Source organism: Streptomyces sp. NPDC000151 (assembly GCF_040301705.1).
In the GTDB taxonomy this organism is placed as follows: domain Bacteria; phylum Actinomycetota; class Actinomycetes; order Streptomycetales; family Streptomycetaceae; genus Streptomyces.
The window spans coordinates 13,379-29,674 of sequence record NZ_JBEPFC010000087.1; the positions used below are offsets into that span (position 1 = coordinate 13,379).

Consider the following 16,296-nt stretch of genomic DNA (forward strand, 5'->3'; position numbering starts at 1 on the left):
GATTTACGATACCGCGAAGCGGATATTCGCGCTCCCAGATCGGCGTGTTGTGCCTGTTCACGCCGCCCCGCACTTCGGTACACCTGGAGCCATGACGCCGTCGCAGAACAGTGGGCCCGCAGCCGCCGCCCGGCCGCCCGGCCTCGCCGACCGGATACACGGCGGCTGGCTCGGCCGGATCGCCGGGAACATGCTGGGCAAGCCCATCGAGCACGGCGACCTGTGGACCCGCGAGCGCATCGACCAGTACCTGCGCCGGACCGGCGCACTGCCGCTCACTGACTACCTCCCCGCACCGCCCCCGCCGCCCGGCCCCGAGGAGTCCTGGCTGCGCCCCGAATGGCGAGCGTGCGTACGCGGCCGGGTCGACGGCAGCTGCCGCGACGACGACATCGACTACTCCGTGCTCGTACTGGACCTGCTGGAGACCCACGGCACGGACTTCACCACCGAACAGCTCGGCACCCTCTGGCTGCGCCGGCTGCCGTACCTGCAGACCTTCACCGCCGAGCGGGCCGCGTACCGCAACCTCGCCACCGGCATCCAGCCCCCGCTCGCCGCCACCACCGACAATCCGTACCAGGAGTGGATCGGCGCGCTGATCAGGGCGGACGTGTACGGCTGGGTGTCCCCCGGGCAGCCCCGCCGGGCGGCCGCGCTGGCCCGCAGGGACGCGGTCCTCTCGCACACCGGCAACGGCGTCTACGGCGCGATGTGGGCGGCCGCGCTGATCGCCGCGGCGTTCGAGGCGAGCGGGCCGCGCGAGGCCGTCGACGCGGCACTCGCCCGTATCCCCGCGGGCAGCAAGCTGGCCCGCACGGTCCGGCACACCGCGGCGCTGTACGAGTCGGGCGTCGGCTGGTCGGACACGCTCACCGAGATGGAGCGCGAGGTCGGCCACCTGCACTGGATCCACGTGGTCCGCAACGCCGCCGTGCTCACCGCCGGACTGCTCTACGGCGAGGGCGACTTCACCTCCACGATCGCGCTGACCGTACGCGGCGGCCTGGACACCGACTCCAACGGCGCGACGGCCGGCTCGGTGGCGGGCGTGCTGTGCGGCGCGGCGGCGATCCCGCCCCAGTGGACGGAGCCGCTCCACGACCGCCTGCGCACCGCCGTCTTCGGCTTCGACGGCGTACGGATCAGCGAACTGGCCGAGCGGACGTACCGGCTGGCGGCCGGCTGCCCTGACACCTGAACATCCGTACCGCACGTGCCGGACGAGGTCGAATGAGGCCGGAGGTGTCCGACGGGTCTCCTAGGATCCCGAACATGACCTTGGATTACGCCGCTTACATCGCAAGCCTGCCCCGGGTGCTCGCGGGCGCCGGCACCATTTTCCGCGACGCGGCCGGACGCGTCCTGCTCGTCGAGCCCAACTACAAGGACACCTGGATCCTGCCCGGCGGGACGGTGGAGTCCGACCAGGGCGAGTCGCCGCGGCAGGCGGCCCGCCGGGAGACCGCCGAGGAGATCGGCCTGGACATCGAGCCGGGCCGGCTGCTGGCCGTTGACTGGGTGCGCGGCAAGGAGCGGCCGCCGCTGGTGTCGTACCTCTTCGACGGCGGGGTACTGGACGAGACGCGGCTCGCCGCGATCCGGCTCCAGGAGGAGGAGCTGCTCTCCTGGCGCCTGGTGGACCCGGCGGAGCTGGGCGGCTATGTGGACGGGCCGATGGGACTGCGGCTGCGCGCCGCGCTGGACGCGTTGGCGGACGGCCACGGGCCCGCCGAGCTGGAGGACGGCGTACCGCCCCGGCGCCCGGCGTAGCCCGCGCCCGCCATCGCGCGGCCGACGCGGCCACCGTCACGCTGCCGTCGCCACCTCCCGCTCGAAGTCCAGCAGATGGCGCTTGCGGTCCAGGCCGCCGCCGTAGCCGGTCAGGCCGCCGCCCGCGCCGACGACGCGGTGGCAGGGCACGATGATGCCGATCGGGTTCTTGCCGTTGGCCAGCCCGACCGCGCGGGCGGCCGACGGCTTGCCGAGCCGGTCGGCCAGCTCGCCGTACGAGACGGTGCCGCCGTACGGGATCTCGCACAGCGCCGCCCACACGCGCCGCTGGAACGGCGTCCCGTCGAGCCGGAGCGGCAGGTCGAAGGCGGTCAGCTCGCCGGCGAAGTACGCCCGCAGCTGCCGGATCGCGGTGGCGAAGGGCTCGGCCGCCGGCTCCTCCGGGTGCCCGAAGGTCTCCTGCGGCGGCCGGTGCCGCTGATCGGTCATGTACAGGCCGGTGAGCGCGCCGTCCCGGGCGACCAGCGTGAGCGGCCCGACGGGCGTGCCGGTCATGACGGCGTGGGTGGCGTGGGTGGCGTGGGTGGCGTGGGTGGCGTGGGTGTGAACCGGCAGGGTGTTTCCCTCATGCGTGTGAACAGGCATGGTGCTTCCCTCACTTGGCGGGGAGGTGGTTGATCGGGTGGTCGTCCGTGGCCCAGAGGTACTGGACCGCGTACGCGCGCCAGGGGCGCCAGGCGGCGGCCCGGGCGACCAGCGCGGCCGGCGTGCCGGGCAGCCCCAGGCCCTGTGCCGCGCGGCGCACGCCGAGGTCGGTGGCGGTGAACGCGTCGGGGTCGCCGAGCGCCCGCATCGCGATGCACTCGATGGTCCAGGGCCCGAAGCCGGGCAGTTCGGCGAGGCGGGCGCGGGCCCGCTCGCGGTCGCTGCCGGGGCCGAGCTGGAGGTCCCCGTCGGCCAGCGCGGCGACCAGGCCGGTGAGCGTGGCGCGCCGGGTGCGCGGCATCGCGAGGGTCTCCGGGTCCAGCTCCGCCAGCGCGGCCGCGCTCGGGAAGAGGTGGGTGAGGCCCCCCTCGGGGTCCTCGATCCGCTCCCCGTACGCCGCGGCCAGCCGCCCCGCGTGCGTACGCGCCGCCGCCGTCGACACCTGCTGCCCGATCACCGCCCGTACGGCGAACTCGTCCGCGTCCACGGTGCGCGGCACCCGCCGCCCCGGCGCCTTGGCGATCAGCGGCGCCAGTACCGGATCGTCCGCCAGCAGCGCGTCGACCGCCTCGGGGTCGGCGTCCAGGTCGAGCATCCGGCGGCAGCGCGCGATGGCCCCGGCCAGGTCGCGCAGGTCGGTCAGGGACAGCCGGCAGTCGATGTGGTCGGGGCGCGGGGTGAGCGCCACGATGCCGTGTCCGTACGGGAGGCGCAGGGTGCGGCGGTACGCGCCGTCCCGCCACTCCTCCACGCCGGGGACGGCGGTGGCGGCGAGGTGCCCGAAGAGGTTGTCGGGGCACAGCGGCTTACGGAAGGGGAGGCGGAGGGCGAGGGTGGTGAGCGCCGGTGCGCCTTCGGGGCGAGCGTCTTCTGCGCGAGCGTCTTCTGCGCGAGCGGCGACCGGCCGGGCGCGCTGCCGCAGCTCGCTCGGCGACAGCGCGAAGACCTCCCGCACGATGTCGTTGAAGGTCCGAATACTGGCGAACCCGGCGGCGAACGCGATCTCCGCCATCGGCAGCGCGCTGGTCTCGATGAGCAGCCGGGCGGTCTGCGCGCGCTGGGCCCGGGCGAGGGCCAGCGGCCCGGCGCCCAGCTCGGCCAGCAGCTGGCGCTCGACCTGGCGCGGGCTGTAGCCCAGCCGCGCGGCCAGGCCCGGCACCCCGTCCCGGTCCACGACGCCGTCGCCGATCAGCCGCATGGCCCGCGCGACCGCGTCGGCCCGCTCGTTCCACTGCGGGGAGCCGGGGCTGGCGTCGGGCCGGCACCGCTTGCAGGCACGGAAGCCGGCCTGCTGCGCGGCGGCGGCGCTGGGGTAGAAACGCATGTTGGCGGGCTTGGGAGGTACCACCGGGCAGCTGGGCCGGCAGTAGATCTTCGTCGTGGTGACGGCGGTGAAGAACCACCCGTCGAAGCGGGCGTCCTTGGACTGCACGGCGCGTACGCACCGCTCGGTGTCGGTGTGCATGTCTCAAGGATTTCGCAGGCGGCGCCCGGTGGCTGGCGAGAATCCGACATGGACGTGAGCCACCGGCCACCGGCCACCGACCCGCGGCTTCCGCGTCCGCACCCGGCTTCCGCGATCGCACCCGGCCTCCGTGACCGGCCCCGGCGCCCGTTCACGCCTCCAGCGCCGCCGCGAACGCCTCCTGCCCCCGGTCGTCGAAGACGACGAAGCGGACCTCGTCCAGCGGACCTATGCCGCGGGCGATCACCTCACGCACCGTCCGCACGGCGATCCGCGCGCCGTCGTCCAGCGGCCACCCGTACACGCCCGTCGAGATCGCCGGGAAGGCGACCGTACGGGCACCGAGCCCCACCGCCACCCCCAGCGACTCGCGATAGCAGGACGCGAGCAGCGCGGACCGGTCCTCCTCGCGTGAGTACACCGGCCCGACCGTGTGCACGACCCAACGGGCCGGCAGCGCGCCCGCCGTGGTCGCCACCGCCTGCCCGGTGGGCAGCCCGCGCCCGTACCGCGACGCGCGCAGCGCCCGGCACTCCTCCAGGATCCGCGGCCCGCCCCGCCGGTGGATCGCCCCGTCCACTCCCCCGCCGCCCAGCAGCGAGGAGTTGGCGGCATTCACGACGGCGTCCACGTCCTGCTCGGTGATGTCCCCAAGGACGAGCGTCAACCGCACGCCCTCGTCGTACTCGTACTCGTACTCGGCCTTGCTCATACGGGCATCATGGCGCAGCGGACGCGGCCGCCGCAGGGTCGCATCCGGGACCAGAACCGAGACCGGACGACGACGAAGGTCCCGACCGGATCCCGGTCAGAACCTTCGTTCGCCCTGATGCGCGCTATCCAGCGGGCTGTCCCAAAACTAGGCCCGCAGCACCCGAACACCCGCCGAGGCCAGACCGGTCGCCAACTGCCTGTGCTGGGGTGTGCAAAGCTCGATGGCCTCACCCGAGTGCAGATGCAGGTCCAGTGAGCCGTCGCCCAGCCAGGGGGCCGGGGCGGAGTGCACCGCGCCGAGGACGTCGGCCAGGGCGATGTCCAGGGCTTCGCCGGCTGGGCCGCGCAGGTGGATGGCCGAGGCGGTCAGTGCTGCGGCGCCGGCTCGGGCGGGGCCGCGGTCCCAGGTGGCTGCTTCCGTGTCATGGGCTACGTCCTCGTTCAGGCCGAAGCTCACTGCGTACGGGGCGGTCCCGGCGGGGAGGGCCGCCTCTGCGGTGCGGGCCGCCGCGCGCCGGGCCCGGCGTTCACGCAGGCGTGCCACCAGGACGAAGGGCAGCAGCAGGATGACGATGCCCAGCGCCCCGGCTGCGGCGACCCCGAGGTTGGCCGCGGTGCGCGGGCGGACCATACAGACCGCGCCGAGGACGACGACGGTCGGGGCGATCATGAGGGCGACGACACGGTAGGACCGATTTGTACCGGACGGCTCACCGGCCTCCGGCACGGTGAGGCGCTCCCGGAAAATCCCGCGGTTGCGTTCCGTTCCCTGTGCGGACTCCCGCTCGCCGGACCAGCGGTAGCGTCGGGCGTACTTCGCCGTGACCTGCCAGGCCAGCGCCCCGGCGGTGAACAGAGCGGTGGCACCCATGACCGTGGTCGAGGAGGCCGTGTCTCCGTTCGCCAGGACGACCAGGAAGAAGACGGCACAGGCGAGGACCGCGATGCCGCCGAGGTTGCCACGCAGGTGCAGGCCGCGGTCGCGGACGTAGCGGTCGAGAACCCGGGGACGCTGATCCGCCGGCTCCAACTCGGCCGGTATGTCACCTGCCGGCAGAGCGCGGGCCGCGGGGATACGCTCCAGCACGTACCAGGCCCGGATGCGCTGCCACCGCAGCCGGTCCCGCGACCGGATGGACCGCAATCCCAGCAGCGCGGCGCCTGCAATCACAACGGTCCCGGCGAAGCCGAGCAAGTTCTGCCCCAACCGCCCGCCCTCGCCGTCGGCACCCGCCTGCACCGCGTCCGTCACACTGCCCGCGCCGAGCGCGACCGCGGCCACCAGTAGTGCTGCGCAGCCCAGAAAGCCGAGCCCACGCAGCCGGGAGAAGTCCTCGCGCACCAGAGATTCGAGAGCCTGCGCCCGTTCCCGCAACAGGGCAGCTCGGTTCGGATACGCCTGGACGGGTTCAGGCGCCGGATACGGCTCGCCCCGCCTTCGCCGGGCCGCCGCGAGGCTGTCCGCGGTGGTCATGAGGTACTCCTTTACGTCTTCTGCTGTGTGTACGCTCTGCCGGTTCCGCCGACTACTGACTGTCCGCGAAGACGGACCGCCCACCGATTACCGCCACGAGACCGGCCAGCTCCCACGCCTGGTCGGCAGCCAGGCTGGTGCCGATGACCAGCAGTCCTCTGCCACCCTCCGAAGGACAGGCCAGCGCACCGGCAAGTCCGATGGGCACCGAAGGCACGCCGACGCCTTCGCCGAGTCCTTCCGGGACGTGGCCGGGTCCTTCCGGGACGGGGCCGGGTCCTTCCGGGACGGGCAGGAACGGCTGGGCGACAAAGCCGAAGCCCATGCCCATGTCGGTGGTGTACGCCTCGGTGTAGGACGGCGCGGCATGGTAGTTCTCGGCGAACAGCTTGGTCATCAGCTCCCCCAGATCGAGGTCGCTGGGGTTGTCCGGAACCTCGACGACACCCGCGTAGATCTGCCAGGCCGCCTGCGCGCCGGTGCTCGGCAGCGGAGCAGTGATGATCCCGTACATCAGCACGCCATCGGCGTAGAGCGTGTCGTGCCACTGCAACAGAGCGTCTGTGAATTCCGCACGTCGCGTGGCCGCCACATCCGGATAGGTGAGTCGGACGAGCTCGGCACACCGGGACCGGGTGGCTTCGCGATCCGGGCTGTCGGCCAGCAGATCGAACCAGTCACCTGGTGTGTACAAGTGGACTCGTCCAGCGGCTAGTTTGCCCATGGCGCCACCGTGTCCTTGTTGGTCAGCGGGCCGAAGTCCCACTTCAGGAGCTTGCCTGCGGTTTCGATGGAGTCCTGTGAGCCTTCAGCGGTGAAGGCATCGCCGGTCCAGGTGGTGAAGTACTGGCCGGTCCGCATGACGAATTCGCTGTGCCCCATGGAGTACTCGGCTCCGTCGGCCGCCCGCGCCGTACCTCTGGCGAACTGGAAGTAACCCTGTGGTACTTCCTGCGCCGCCAACAGCCCGCCGAGCTGCTTGACCATCCTCGGCTGCTGCCCGCTCGCCTTGGCTGCGCTGAGTATCTCGTCGCCCAACCGTGCGCCGACCTTGCCGAGTCCGAAGCCGACCGCGTCGAGAATGACGTCCTTGGTGGCCAGAGCCTTCACGAAACTACCGGTCGTACCGACCGCAGACAGGTAGTGCGCCACGAGCGCGACACCCGCGAGCGCCAGGGAAGCAGCCCCCAGGAACTGCAGACCGGGCACCAGCGCGAGGAATCCGGTGACCGTGCTGAGGAATCCGGCGACATCACCGAGGGTCTTGAACAGCGGCGCCAGCTCTTTGAGCGTGCCCATCGGATCCATGACGGCATCCGCCAGGTCTTCCAGGGCGTCACCGACCGTATCACCCAACTTCTCCCAGAACCCGGGTTCGTTGGGCGCTTCATCGAGCGCCTTCTTCAGGCGGGAGGCGGACCTGGCACCTTCCTCCTCGTACGCGGCGTGCAGTTCGCGGGCGCGACGCTTGACATCGGCAAGGGCGTCGTCGCCTGAGCCGGACGATGCGCCTTTCCCTTCGCCGGACCCGCCCTTACCGTCCTTCTCGGCGTCAGACTTCTTGATGTCGTGTGCCTCGGACTCGAGGGCACGTGCACGCTTCTGGTGACTGTGCATGTATTCAGCCCAGTCGCCGAGCACATTCCTTGCCGTAGAGAATGCGCTGTACGCCTCAGCGACCTTGGGGCGGAAATCGTCGGCCAGCAAGGCACGGAACGAATCAGCCGCTTTCCCGCGCCATTCACCTTGATCCGCACCCTTCAGTACCCGGGAAATCTCACCGAGGGCTTCGGCAGTTCCACGGACCTGCCTGGCGACATCCTTGGCTATTTCGTAGTCGCCGGGGCACGGCACAAATCCTAGAATGGGAAAATCGTCGACCGTCGGTGCGCTCACTTCTTCTTCGCCGCCTTCGAAAGCGCCGCCGCCAGATCCCTGTCCATATCGTCGAACTTCTTCTGGATCTGGTCGAGCGCTTCCACGGCACCCTTGGTGAACTTACGCAGTTGCCCGAAGCCGTAGGACCACTCATCGCCGAACTCGTCCATGCGTCGCTCCAGCTCGGCCGCCCCCATAGCCTTCGCGTCCACCTTTTCCATGGCTCGCGCAGGCTTGTCGAGCACCTCTCCGATGTGAGCCATGTTGCGCCGCACTCGCTTCAGCATGGCATAGTCGACGTACAAATCGGACAAGATTCCCCCCGGTGTGGCACTTGCAGGCGCGGACTGTGCAATGAACAGGCCGAGCGAGACATGTTAAATGAGTGGAAGCCGAAGCCGCCACTTCCCGGCCGGAGCACCTGAACCGCGCACTCGAAATAGCGGCCCCCGCCCCACGCTGGGCTACATGCCTTCGAACTCGGCGAACCCGACGACCAACTACTGACTCATTTCCACCCTGCGCTTCGGAGCGACCATCGGGATATCCAGATAAATATGGCGTCCGCCTGGTGGATATTGACGTGTCCCGGTACGGGTGGATATTCCGGTGTCTGCCCCGAGATTCGTGGAGTTGGCTTGCTGGGTTCCTTACGTCAACGGCATTGCGCGCATCTTGCACTCGGCCGGGCTGAGCATCCCGAGTGCGGAGTGCCGGCGTTGCCGGACCTACGGGCATCATGGCGCATCCGCGCGCCGCTCAGCCCCGGGTCTCCCTGATGCGGCGCCAGGCGGCCTTTGCCGCGTTGTGGCCGCACATGCCGTGGACGCCGCCGCCCGGTGGGGTGGCCGAGGAGCAGAGGAAGACGGCGGGGTGGGTGGTGGTGTACGGGATGCGGCGGGGCTTGGGGCGGAGCAGGGTCTGGAGGCCGGAGAAGGCGCCGACGCCGATGTCGCCGCCGACGTAGTTGGCGTTGCGTGCGGCCAGTTCGGGCGGGCCGGCGGTCGCGCGGGCCAGTACGAGGTCGCGGAAGCCGGGGGCGAAGCGTTCCAGCTGGCGCTCGATGGCGTCGGTGAGGTCGCCCGTCCAGCCGTTGGGGGCGTGGCCGTACGCCCAGAAGGTGTGCTTGCCCTCGGGGGCGCGGGAGGGGTCGATCAGGCTGGGCTGCGAGGTGATGAGGAACGGGCGCTCGGGGGCGCGGCCCTCGTGGGCGTCGCGCAGCGCGCGGCCGATGTCGCCCTCGGTGGGGCCGACATGGACCGTACCGGCGCGGCGCGCCTCCTCGGAGGTCCACGGGACGGGTCCGGACAGCGCATAGTCGATCTTGAAGGCGGAGGGGCCGTAGCGGTACGAGCTGAAGGCGTTGCCGAGCCCCGCGATGCGGGCCAGCGCCGTCGGCGAGGTGTCGAAGATGTACGCGCGGGCGGGCGGCAGGTCGTCCAGTCGCTTGACCTCGTAGTCCGTGTGGATCACGCCGCCCTGGTCACGGAGGTACCCGGCGAGCGCGTCCGGGATGGCCTGGGAGCCGCCGCGGGCGATGGGCCAGCCGTACGCGTGCGCCGCCAGCATGAAAGTCAGGGCGATGGCGCCGGTGGCGATGCCGGTGAGCGGGTGGATGACGTGCGCCGCGCAGCCGGCGAAGACGGCGCGCGCCTTCTCGTCGTGGAAGCGGCGGTTCAGCACGGCCACCGGCGGGATGCCGGCCAGGCCGAAGCGGGCGAGGGTCACCGGGTCGCGCGGGAACCCTTCGAGGACGCCGCGCATCATGTCGCGCGCGAGCGTGTCCCACTTGCCGCGGAAGGGGTCGACCAGGCGGCGGTACGGGCCGGCGTCGCGGACGCCGAAGGACCGCGCGGTCTCGCCCACGGAGCGGGACAGCACGGCGGCGCTGCCGTCCGGGAAGGGGTGCGCCATGGGCAGTTCGGGGTGCAGCCACTCCAGGCCGTAGCGCTCCAGGGGGAGGTCGCGGAAGGCGGGCGAGCCGATCCCGGTCGGATGCACGGCCGCGCACGGGTCGTGCCGGAAGCCGGGGAGCGTCAGCTCCTCCGTACGCGCGCCACCGCCGATCGTGTCCCGCGCTTCGAAGACCTCGACGGACATGCCCCGGCGGGCCAGTTCGACCGCCGCGGTCAGGCCGTTCGGTCCGGCTCCGATCACCACGGCATCGAGCATCGTCGGCACCTGCGCCACTCCCCTCGTATCGATCCTCCTCTTCGAGGATCAGTCGGCGGCTGAGAGCCTGTGACCTCACTTCGGTCGGACTGGGGTCGGACTTCGGTCAGGGAGACGACACGGGCTCTGCGAGCAGATCGAGGATACGCCGGGCGGTGGCCGCGTCCCGCGCCGCGGTGAACGGCAGGGTGTTGCCCCCGGATATCCGGAACGGCGCGCCGGAGAGGGTCATGCTCACGCCGCCCGCCTCCTGGACGAGCAGCAGGCCCGCCGCGTGGTCCCAGGCGTTCTCCCATGTGAACGCCGTGGCCTCCAGGGTGCCGCGGGCGACGGCCAGGTACTCCAGGCCCGCCGAGCCGCAGGGGCGGGGCGCGACGCCCTCGCAGACCAGGCCGGACAGCGCGCGCTTCTCGGCGACGGTGGTGAAGTCGTGGTGGGACATGGCGACTTCGAGGGTCTTGCCCTCGTGCGGCGCGCCGGCACGGAGCCGGCGGCCGTTCAGCCGGGCGCCGCCGCCGCGCACCGCGACGGCCATCTCCTCCAGCGCCGGTGCGTACGTCCAGGAGGCCAGCAGCTCGCCGCGGTGGGCGAGCGCGACCAGGGTCGCGAAACCGGGGTCGCCGTGCACGAACTGCCGCGTGCCGTCGACCGGGTCCACGATCCACACGGGCGCGTCGCCGTGCAGCGCGTCCAGTACGGCGGGGTCGGCGTGCACCGCCTCCTCGCCCACCACGGCCGAGCCGGGGAGCAGGGCCGTGAGGGCTACCGTGAGGTGCTCCTCGGCGCGCTGGTCGGCGATGGTGACCAGGTCGTGCGGGCCGTTCTTCTCCACCACCTCGTGGGCGGCGAGCTGCCGGAAGCGGGGCAGGATCTCGGCCGCCGCGGCCTCGCGGACGGCCTTCTCGACGGCGTCGAGGTCGACGGCCGCGAGCACGGCCTCGGCCGTCCCGGCCGGGCCCGTCACGTCCGCCGCCCTGTCGTCCATGCCTGCCCTGTCCGTCCTGTCCGTCCTGTCCGCCCTGTCCGTCCTGTCGTCGTTGTTTGCAGGAATCGCAGGAATTGCTTCGATCATGTCTCCATGGAAGCACGGACCACTGACACGGCACCTGGAATCCAGATGAACCCCAGGTGCACGCGTTCGCCCCGCGGTGACCTGCGGTGACCTGCTGTGGCCGGCCGGTGTCCGGGGGTCAGCGTCCCACCGCGTACCCCTGCATCCCCCGCGGGTTCGCGGCGGCGGAGAGTACGCCGGTCTCCGGGTCGCGGGCGACCGCGCACAGTCGGCCCTCGGACCAGGCGTCGCCGACGGTCACGTCGTGGCCGCGCTCCCGCAGCCCCGCGACGACCTCCTCGCCGATGCGGGACTCCACCGTCACGCTCCCCGGCCGCATGGCGCGCGGGAAGAAGGACCCGGGGAAGGAGTCGGTGTGCCAGTTCGGCGCGTCGATCGCGCCCTGGAGGTCGAGGCCGCCGCGTACGGGTTCGCGCTGCGCCACGGCCAGGAAGAAGTGCAGCTGCCACTGGTCCTGCTGGTCACCGCCCGGCGTACCGAAGGCCATCACCGGCACCCCGTCGCGCAGCGCCAGGGACGGGGTGAGGGTCGTGCGCGGGCGGCGGCCCGGGGTGAGGGAGTTGGGCAGCCCCTCCTCCAGCCAGGCCATCTGCAGCCGCGTACCGAGCGGGAAGCCGAGGCCCGGGATCACCGGGTTGGACTGCAGCCAGCCCCCGGAGGGCGTGGCCGAGACCATGTTGCCCCAGCGGTCGACGATGTCGATGTGGCAGGTGTCGCCCCGGGTGGCCCCGCTGCGGTCGACCTCGGGGGCGACGGCGGCCTTGCCCGCGCCCCCGGTGCCGATACCGGTGCCGGTCGCGACGGTCGGCTCGCCCGCGCCGGAGACGCCCAGCGCGTCGAAGCCGGGCTCGCCGGCGGCGACGGCGGTGGCGTGCTTGCTGAGGCGCGGGGCGCGGCCGTCCGGTCGGCCGGGGCGCAGCTCGTACGAAGCGGTGCCGTCGATCAGCGCCCTGCGCTCGGCGTTGTACCCGGCCGAGAGCAGGGTTCCCAGCGGTACGTCGGTCGCGCCCGCGCCCTCCGCGTCGCCGTACCACGCCTCGCGGTCGGCCATGGCGAGCTTGGTGCCCTCGATGAGCCGGTGCACGTACTCGGGGCTGCCGTAGGCGGGCAGCTCCTCGGGGAGCAGCGCGAGCTGCTGGAGGAGGGCCGGACCCTGGGACCAGGCGCCCGCCTTGGCGACGGTCCAGCCGTTCCAGTCGTACGTGACCGGCTCCTCGTACGTGGCACGGAAGGCGGCGAGGTCGTCACCCGTGAGCGTGCCGGCGTGCCGCTCCCCGGAGGTGTCCATGGCGGGGCGCGCGGCGAACGCGGCCATCGCCTCGCCGATGAAGCCCTCGCGCCAGACGCGGCGGGCCGCGTCGATCTGCGCCTCGCGGCCGGGGCCCGCCGCCTCGGCCTCGCGGATCAGCCGCTCCCAGGTGTCGGCGAGCGGCCGGTTCCGCAGAAGTCCGCCGGGGGCCACGGAGCGGCCGCCGGGGAGGTAGATCTCGGCCGAGGTCGGCCACTCGTTCTCGAAGAGCTCGCGGACGGTCTCCACGGTCTCGCCGACCCGGTCGACGGCCGGGTGCCCGTCGCGCGCGTAACCGATGGCGTACGAGAGGACCTCGGCGAGCGTCTTCGTGCCGTGGTCGCGGAGCAGCAGCAGCCAGGCGTCGAACGCGCCCGGTACGGCGGCGGCGAGCGGGCCCGTACCGGGGACGAGGTCCAGGCCGAGCGAGGTGTAGTGCGCGACGGTCGCGCCGGCCGGCGCTGGACCCTGGCCGCACAGCACCTGTACGGGGCCGTCGGCCGGGGCGAGGATGATCGGGACCTCGCCGGCCGGGCCGTTCAGGTGCGGCTCGACGACGTGCAGTACGAAGCCGGCGGTGACCGCGGCGTCGTAGGCGTTGCCGCCGCCCTCCAGGACCGCCATGGCGGACTGGGATGCCAGCCAGTGGGTGGTCGAGGCCATGCCGAAGGTTCCCTGGAGGGTGGGGCGGGTCGTAAACACGTGGCTCCCTTGTGGTCGCGGTTCTGCGGATCGTGCGGGTGGTGCCGTGGCGCGCCAGGGATCGCCCTGCGGGCTCGTCCTCAATCGCCGGACGGGCTTGATTTTGCTGGGCTTCGTCTTCAAGCCGACGGGCTTGATTTGGCTGGGCTTCGGCCTTCGAGTGGAGGGGCGGAATCGTCCACCAAGTGGCAGGAAACCCTGCGGGCCCCCGGTAGCTCCCGTAGCTGCGGGACTTCCGTGCGGCAGCGGTCCACCGCTGCCGGGCAGCGGGTGTGGAAGTGGCAGCCCGGGGGTGGGGTGAGTGGGCTCGGGAGGTCGCCGTGCAGGACGATGCGTTCGCGGGTGCGCTGGGCGACCGGGTCCGGTACGGGGGCCGCTGACAGGAGCGCCTGTGTGTACGGATGGAGGGGCTCGGCGAAGAGCCGGGCCGTCGGCGCCTCCTCGACGATCCGGCCCAGGTACATCACGGCGATCCGGTCCGCCAGGAACTCCACGGCGGCCAGGTCGTGGGTGATGAACAGGCAGCCGAAGCCGCGGTCCCGCTGCAGGTCGGCGAGGAGGTTGAGGACCGACGCCTGCACGGAGACGTCCAGCGCCGAGGTCGGCTCGTCCGCGATCAGCAGGTCAGGGGCGACGGAGAGCGCGCGGGCGAGGGAGATTCGCTGGCGCTGGCCGCCGGAGAGCTCGTGCGGGTGCCGGTCGGCGTGTTCGGGGCGCAGCCCGACCTGGCCGAGCAGCTCCTCGACGCGGGCCCGGAGGCCGGACCTCGGTACCAGGCGGTGCAGCCGCAGCGGCTCGGCGACGATCTGCCCGATGGTCATGCGGGGGTCGAGCGAGGAGGACGGGTCCTGGAAGACCAGGTGGACATCGGTACGCAACGGGCGCATGGCGCGGCGCGAGAGGTGGGTGATGTCGGTGCCCTTCAGGGCGATGCGGCCGCCGGTCGGCTCGTCGAGGCGGACCACGCAGCGGCCGACCGTGGTCTTGCCGCTGCCCGACTCCCCCACCAGGCCGAGCACTTCGCCGCGCGCGATGGTCAGGCTGACACCGTCCACGGCACGGACGGCGCCTCCGGAGGAGGCGAAGTGCCGCTCCAGGTCGCGTACTTCGAGTACGGGAGGCACGTCGGCCCCGCCGTCACGCGCGGCCGGTATCTCATGTGCGGCGCTCATCCGGCGGCCTCCTCGTGCGCGGTGGCGGGCGTGGCGGTGGGTGTCGCGGCGGGTGTCGCGGCGGGGTGCCAGCACGCCACGCGGTGGCCGGACTCCGGTGTCAGCGGCGGCCGCGCCGTCCCGCACCGCTCGTCGGCGTGCGCACAGCGGTCGGCGAAGGTGCAGGCGTCCGGCTGGGCGGTCAGGCTCGGTACCAGTCCGGGGATCTCCGGCAGCCGGCGCTTCCCTTCCTGGCCCGGCCGCAGTACTGCCCCCAGGAGGCCGCGCGTATACGGGTGCCGGGGCGCGGCGAACAGCTCGTCTACCGGGGCCTGTTCGACGGCCCGGCCCGCGTACATCACCAGCACCCGGTCCGCCGCGTCGGCGACCACGCCCAGGTCGTGGGTGATCAACACGATGGCGGTGCCCAGGCGCTCGCGCAGCGACTGGAGGACCTCGAGGATGCCGGCCTGGACGGTGACGTCCAGCGCGGTGGTCGGCTCGTCGGCGATGAGGACGGCCGGGTCGCAGGCCACCGCGACGGCGATCATGACGCGCTGCCGCATACCGCCGCTGAGCTGGTGCGGGTACTCCGCCACGCGGCGCTCCGGCGCGGGGATGCCGACCAGGCCGAGCAGTTCGACGGCTCTCTCCTTCGCCTCCTTGCGGGTCAGGCCCTGGTGGCGGCGGAGTACCTCGCCGATCTGGCGGCCGACGGTGAGGACCGGGTTCAGCGAGGTCATCGGCTCCTGGAAGATCATCGCGAGGTCCTTGCCGCGGACCTTCGCCAGCTCCTTCTCGTCCGCCCCGGCCAGCTCCCGGCCGCCGAGCCGGACGGACCCGGTGACGGTCGCGGTGGACGGCAGCAGGCCCATGACGGCCATGGAGGTGACGGACTTGCCGCAGCCCGACTCGCCGACGATGGCGAGGACTTCACCGGCCGCCACGTCGTACGAGAGGGAGTCGACGGCGTGCACGGTACGGGTGTCGGAGCGGAAGGAGACGGACAGGTCGCGGACGCTCAGTACGGGTGCGCCGGGCACGTCAGGAGCCTGGTGCGGGGTGCTCATCGGGTGCCTCCGCGGGGGTCGAGGACGTCGCGCAGTCCGTCGCCGAGCAGGTTGAAGGCCAGCGTCGCGGCGACGATGGCGAGGCCGGGGAAGACCGCCATCCAGGGCGCGGGGCCGAGGAAGGGCTGGGCGCCGGCGAGCATCACGCCGAGCGAGGGGGCCGGGGGCTGGACACCGAGGCCGAGGAAGCTGAGCAGCGCCTCGCCGATGATCGCGGCGGGGATGCCGACGGTGGCCTGGACGATCAGCGCCGAGGTCGCGTTGGGGAGGATGTGCCGGACGAGTACGGTGCCGTCGCCGCCGCCGTTGACGATCGCGGCGCCCACGTAGTCCAGGTGTTTCAGGCGCAGCGTCTCGGCGCGTGCGATGCGGATGACGGCCGGTACCTGCGAGATGCCGATGGCGAGGGTGGCGTTGAGCAGGGACGGGCCGAGGACCGCCGCCAGCCCGACCGCGAGGACGAGGAAGGGGAAGGCGAGCAGGGTGTCGGTGAGCCGGGAGACCGCGGAGTCGGCGTACGTGCCGTAGTACCCGGCGGCCAGACCCAGCGGTACGCCGATGACGAAGGCCAGTACCACGGCGAGCAGGCCCACCTGCATGGACGCGCGGGCGCCGTAGATCACCCGGGAGAGCTGGTCGCGGCCGAGGTCGTCGGTGCCGAGCCAGTGCGCCCAGGAGGGCGGTGCCAGCGCGGCATCGAAGTCCGGGCCTGCCGGGTCGTACGGGGCGAGCAGCGGGGCGCAGAGCGCCGCCAGTACGAAGACGGCGGCGATCACCGCGCCGGTGAGGGCGAGCCGGTTCCTGCGCAGGGCGCGCAGCCGGGTGCGCAGGGTGCCGGGGCGCGGCGTGCCGGCGGCGGGCGCGGGCGGCG

15 protein-coding genes are annotated in these 16,296 nt (G+C 72.4%); 2 read left to right on the forward strand and 13 right to left on the reverse strand.

Going from position 1 to position 16,296, the window contains the following annotated elements:
• Positions 1–91 precede the first annotated feature (91 nt).
• Together ABT381_RS22780 and ABT381_RS22785 are read left to right on the forward strand one after the other, a co-directional pair.
• Entirely contained in the window at positions 92–1,201 is a 1,110-nt protein-coding gene (locus ABT381_RS22780; protein WP_351597322.1) for an ADP-ribosylglycohydrolase family protein, read from the forward strand.
• 74 nt (positions 1,202–1,275) lie between these two features.
• On the forward strand, positions 1,276–1,773 hold the full coding sequence (locus tag ABT381_RS22785; protein ID WP_351597325.1) for an NUDIX domain-containing protein: 498 nt from the start codon (positions 1,276–1,278) through the stop codon (positions 1,771–1,773).
• Positions 1,774–1,809: 36 nt separating this feature from the next.
• Here ABT381_RS22785 and ABT381_RS22790 read toward each other — a convergent pair whose 3' ends face one another.
• The 13 genes from ABT381_RS22790 to ABT381_RS22850 form a co-directional block, all read right to left on the reverse strand.
• A complete protein-coding gene (locus tag ABT381_RS22790) occupies positions 1,810–2,289 on the reverse strand; it encodes a methylated-DNA--[protein]-cysteine S-methyltransferase (RefSeq protein ID WP_351597362.1) in 480 nt (159 codons plus the stop codon).
• 100 nt (positions 2,290–2,389) lie between these two features.
• Positions 2,390–3,904, reverse strand: coding sequence for an AlkA N-terminal domain-containing protein (locus tag ABT381_RS22795; RefSeq protein WP_351597328.1), 1,515 nt, complete (start codon positions 3,902–3,904; stop codon positions 2,390–2,392).
• A 151-nt stretch (positions 3,905–4,055) separates the two neighbouring features.
• The gene (locus ABT381_RS22800) at positions 4,056–4,616 is read right to left on the reverse strand and encodes an O-acetyl-ADP-ribose deacetylase (RefSeq protein WP_351597331.1); all 561 of its coding nucleotides are present in this window, start codon (positions 4,614–4,616) and stop codon (positions 4,056–4,058) included.
• Between the two features lie 147 nt (positions 4,617–4,763).
• Entirely contained in the window at positions 4,764–6,092 is a 1,329-nt protein-coding gene (locus ABT381_RS22805) for a hypothetical protein (RefSeq protein WP_351597334.1), read from the reverse strand.
• Between the two features lie 52 nt (positions 6,093–6,144).
• On the reverse strand, positions 6,145–6,816 hold the full coding sequence (locus ABT381_RS22810; RefSeq protein WP_351597337.1) for a hypothetical protein: 672 nt from the start codon (positions 6,814–6,816) through the stop codon (positions 6,145–6,147).
• Positions 6,804–7,988 carry a putative T7SS-secreted protein gene (locus ABT381_RS22815; RefSeq protein ID WP_351597340.1) on the reverse strand — a complete coding sequence of 395 codons (1,185 nt, stop codon included), beginning with the start codon at positions 7,986–7,988 and terminating at the stop codon, positions 6,804–6,806. The genes ABT381_RS22810 and ABT381_RS22815 overlap by 13 nt, the downstream gene beginning before the upstream one ends.
• Positions 7,985–8,284: a hypothetical protein gene (locus ABT381_RS22820; protein ID WP_351597342.1), complete on the reverse strand. Its 300-nt coding sequence runs from the start codon at positions 8,282–8,284 to the stop codon at positions 7,985–7,987. The genes ABT381_RS22815 and ABT381_RS22820 overlap by 4 nt, the downstream gene beginning before the upstream one ends.
• Positions 8,285–8,729: 445 nt before the next feature.
• A complete protein-coding gene (locus tag ABT381_RS22825; protein WP_351597344.1) occupies positions 8,730–10,142 on the reverse strand; it encodes a phytoene desaturase family protein in 1,413 nt (470 codons plus the stop codon).
• Positions 10,143–10,248: 106 nt separating this feature from the next.
• Positions 10,249–11,214, reverse strand: coding sequence for an inositol monophosphatase family protein (locus ABT381_RS22830; protein ID WP_467754596.1), 966 nt, complete (start codon positions 11,212–11,214; stop codon positions 10,249–10,251).
• A gap of 118 nt (positions 11,215–11,332) precedes the next feature.
• Positions 11,333–13,204, reverse strand: a complete 1,872-nt coding sequence (locus ABT381_RS22835; protein ID WP_351597349.1) for a gamma-glutamyltransferase family protein — start codon at positions 13,202–13,204, stop codon at positions 11,333–11,335.
• 119 nt (positions 13,205–13,323) lie between these two features.
• Positions 13,324–14,376 carry an ABC transporter ATP-binding protein gene (locus tag ABT381_RS22840; RefSeq protein ID WP_351597352.1) on the reverse strand — a complete coding sequence of 351 codons (1,053 nt, stop codon included), beginning with the start codon at positions 14,374–14,376 and terminating at the stop codon, positions 13,324–13,326.
• The gene (locus tag ABT381_RS22845; protein ID WP_351597356.1) at positions 14,373–15,425 is read right to left on the reverse strand and encodes an ABC transporter ATP-binding protein; all 1,053 of its coding nucleotides are present in this window, start codon (positions 15,423–15,425) and stop codon (positions 14,373–14,375) included. Before ABT381_RS22845 ends, ABT381_RS22840 begins: the two co-directional genes overlap by 4 nt.
• On the reverse strand, positions 15,422–16,296 hold an 875-nt coding region (locus ABT381_RS22850), incomplete at its 5' end, for an ABC transporter permease (protein WP_351597359.1). The genes ABT381_RS22850 and ABT381_RS22845, both read right to left, overlap by 4 nt.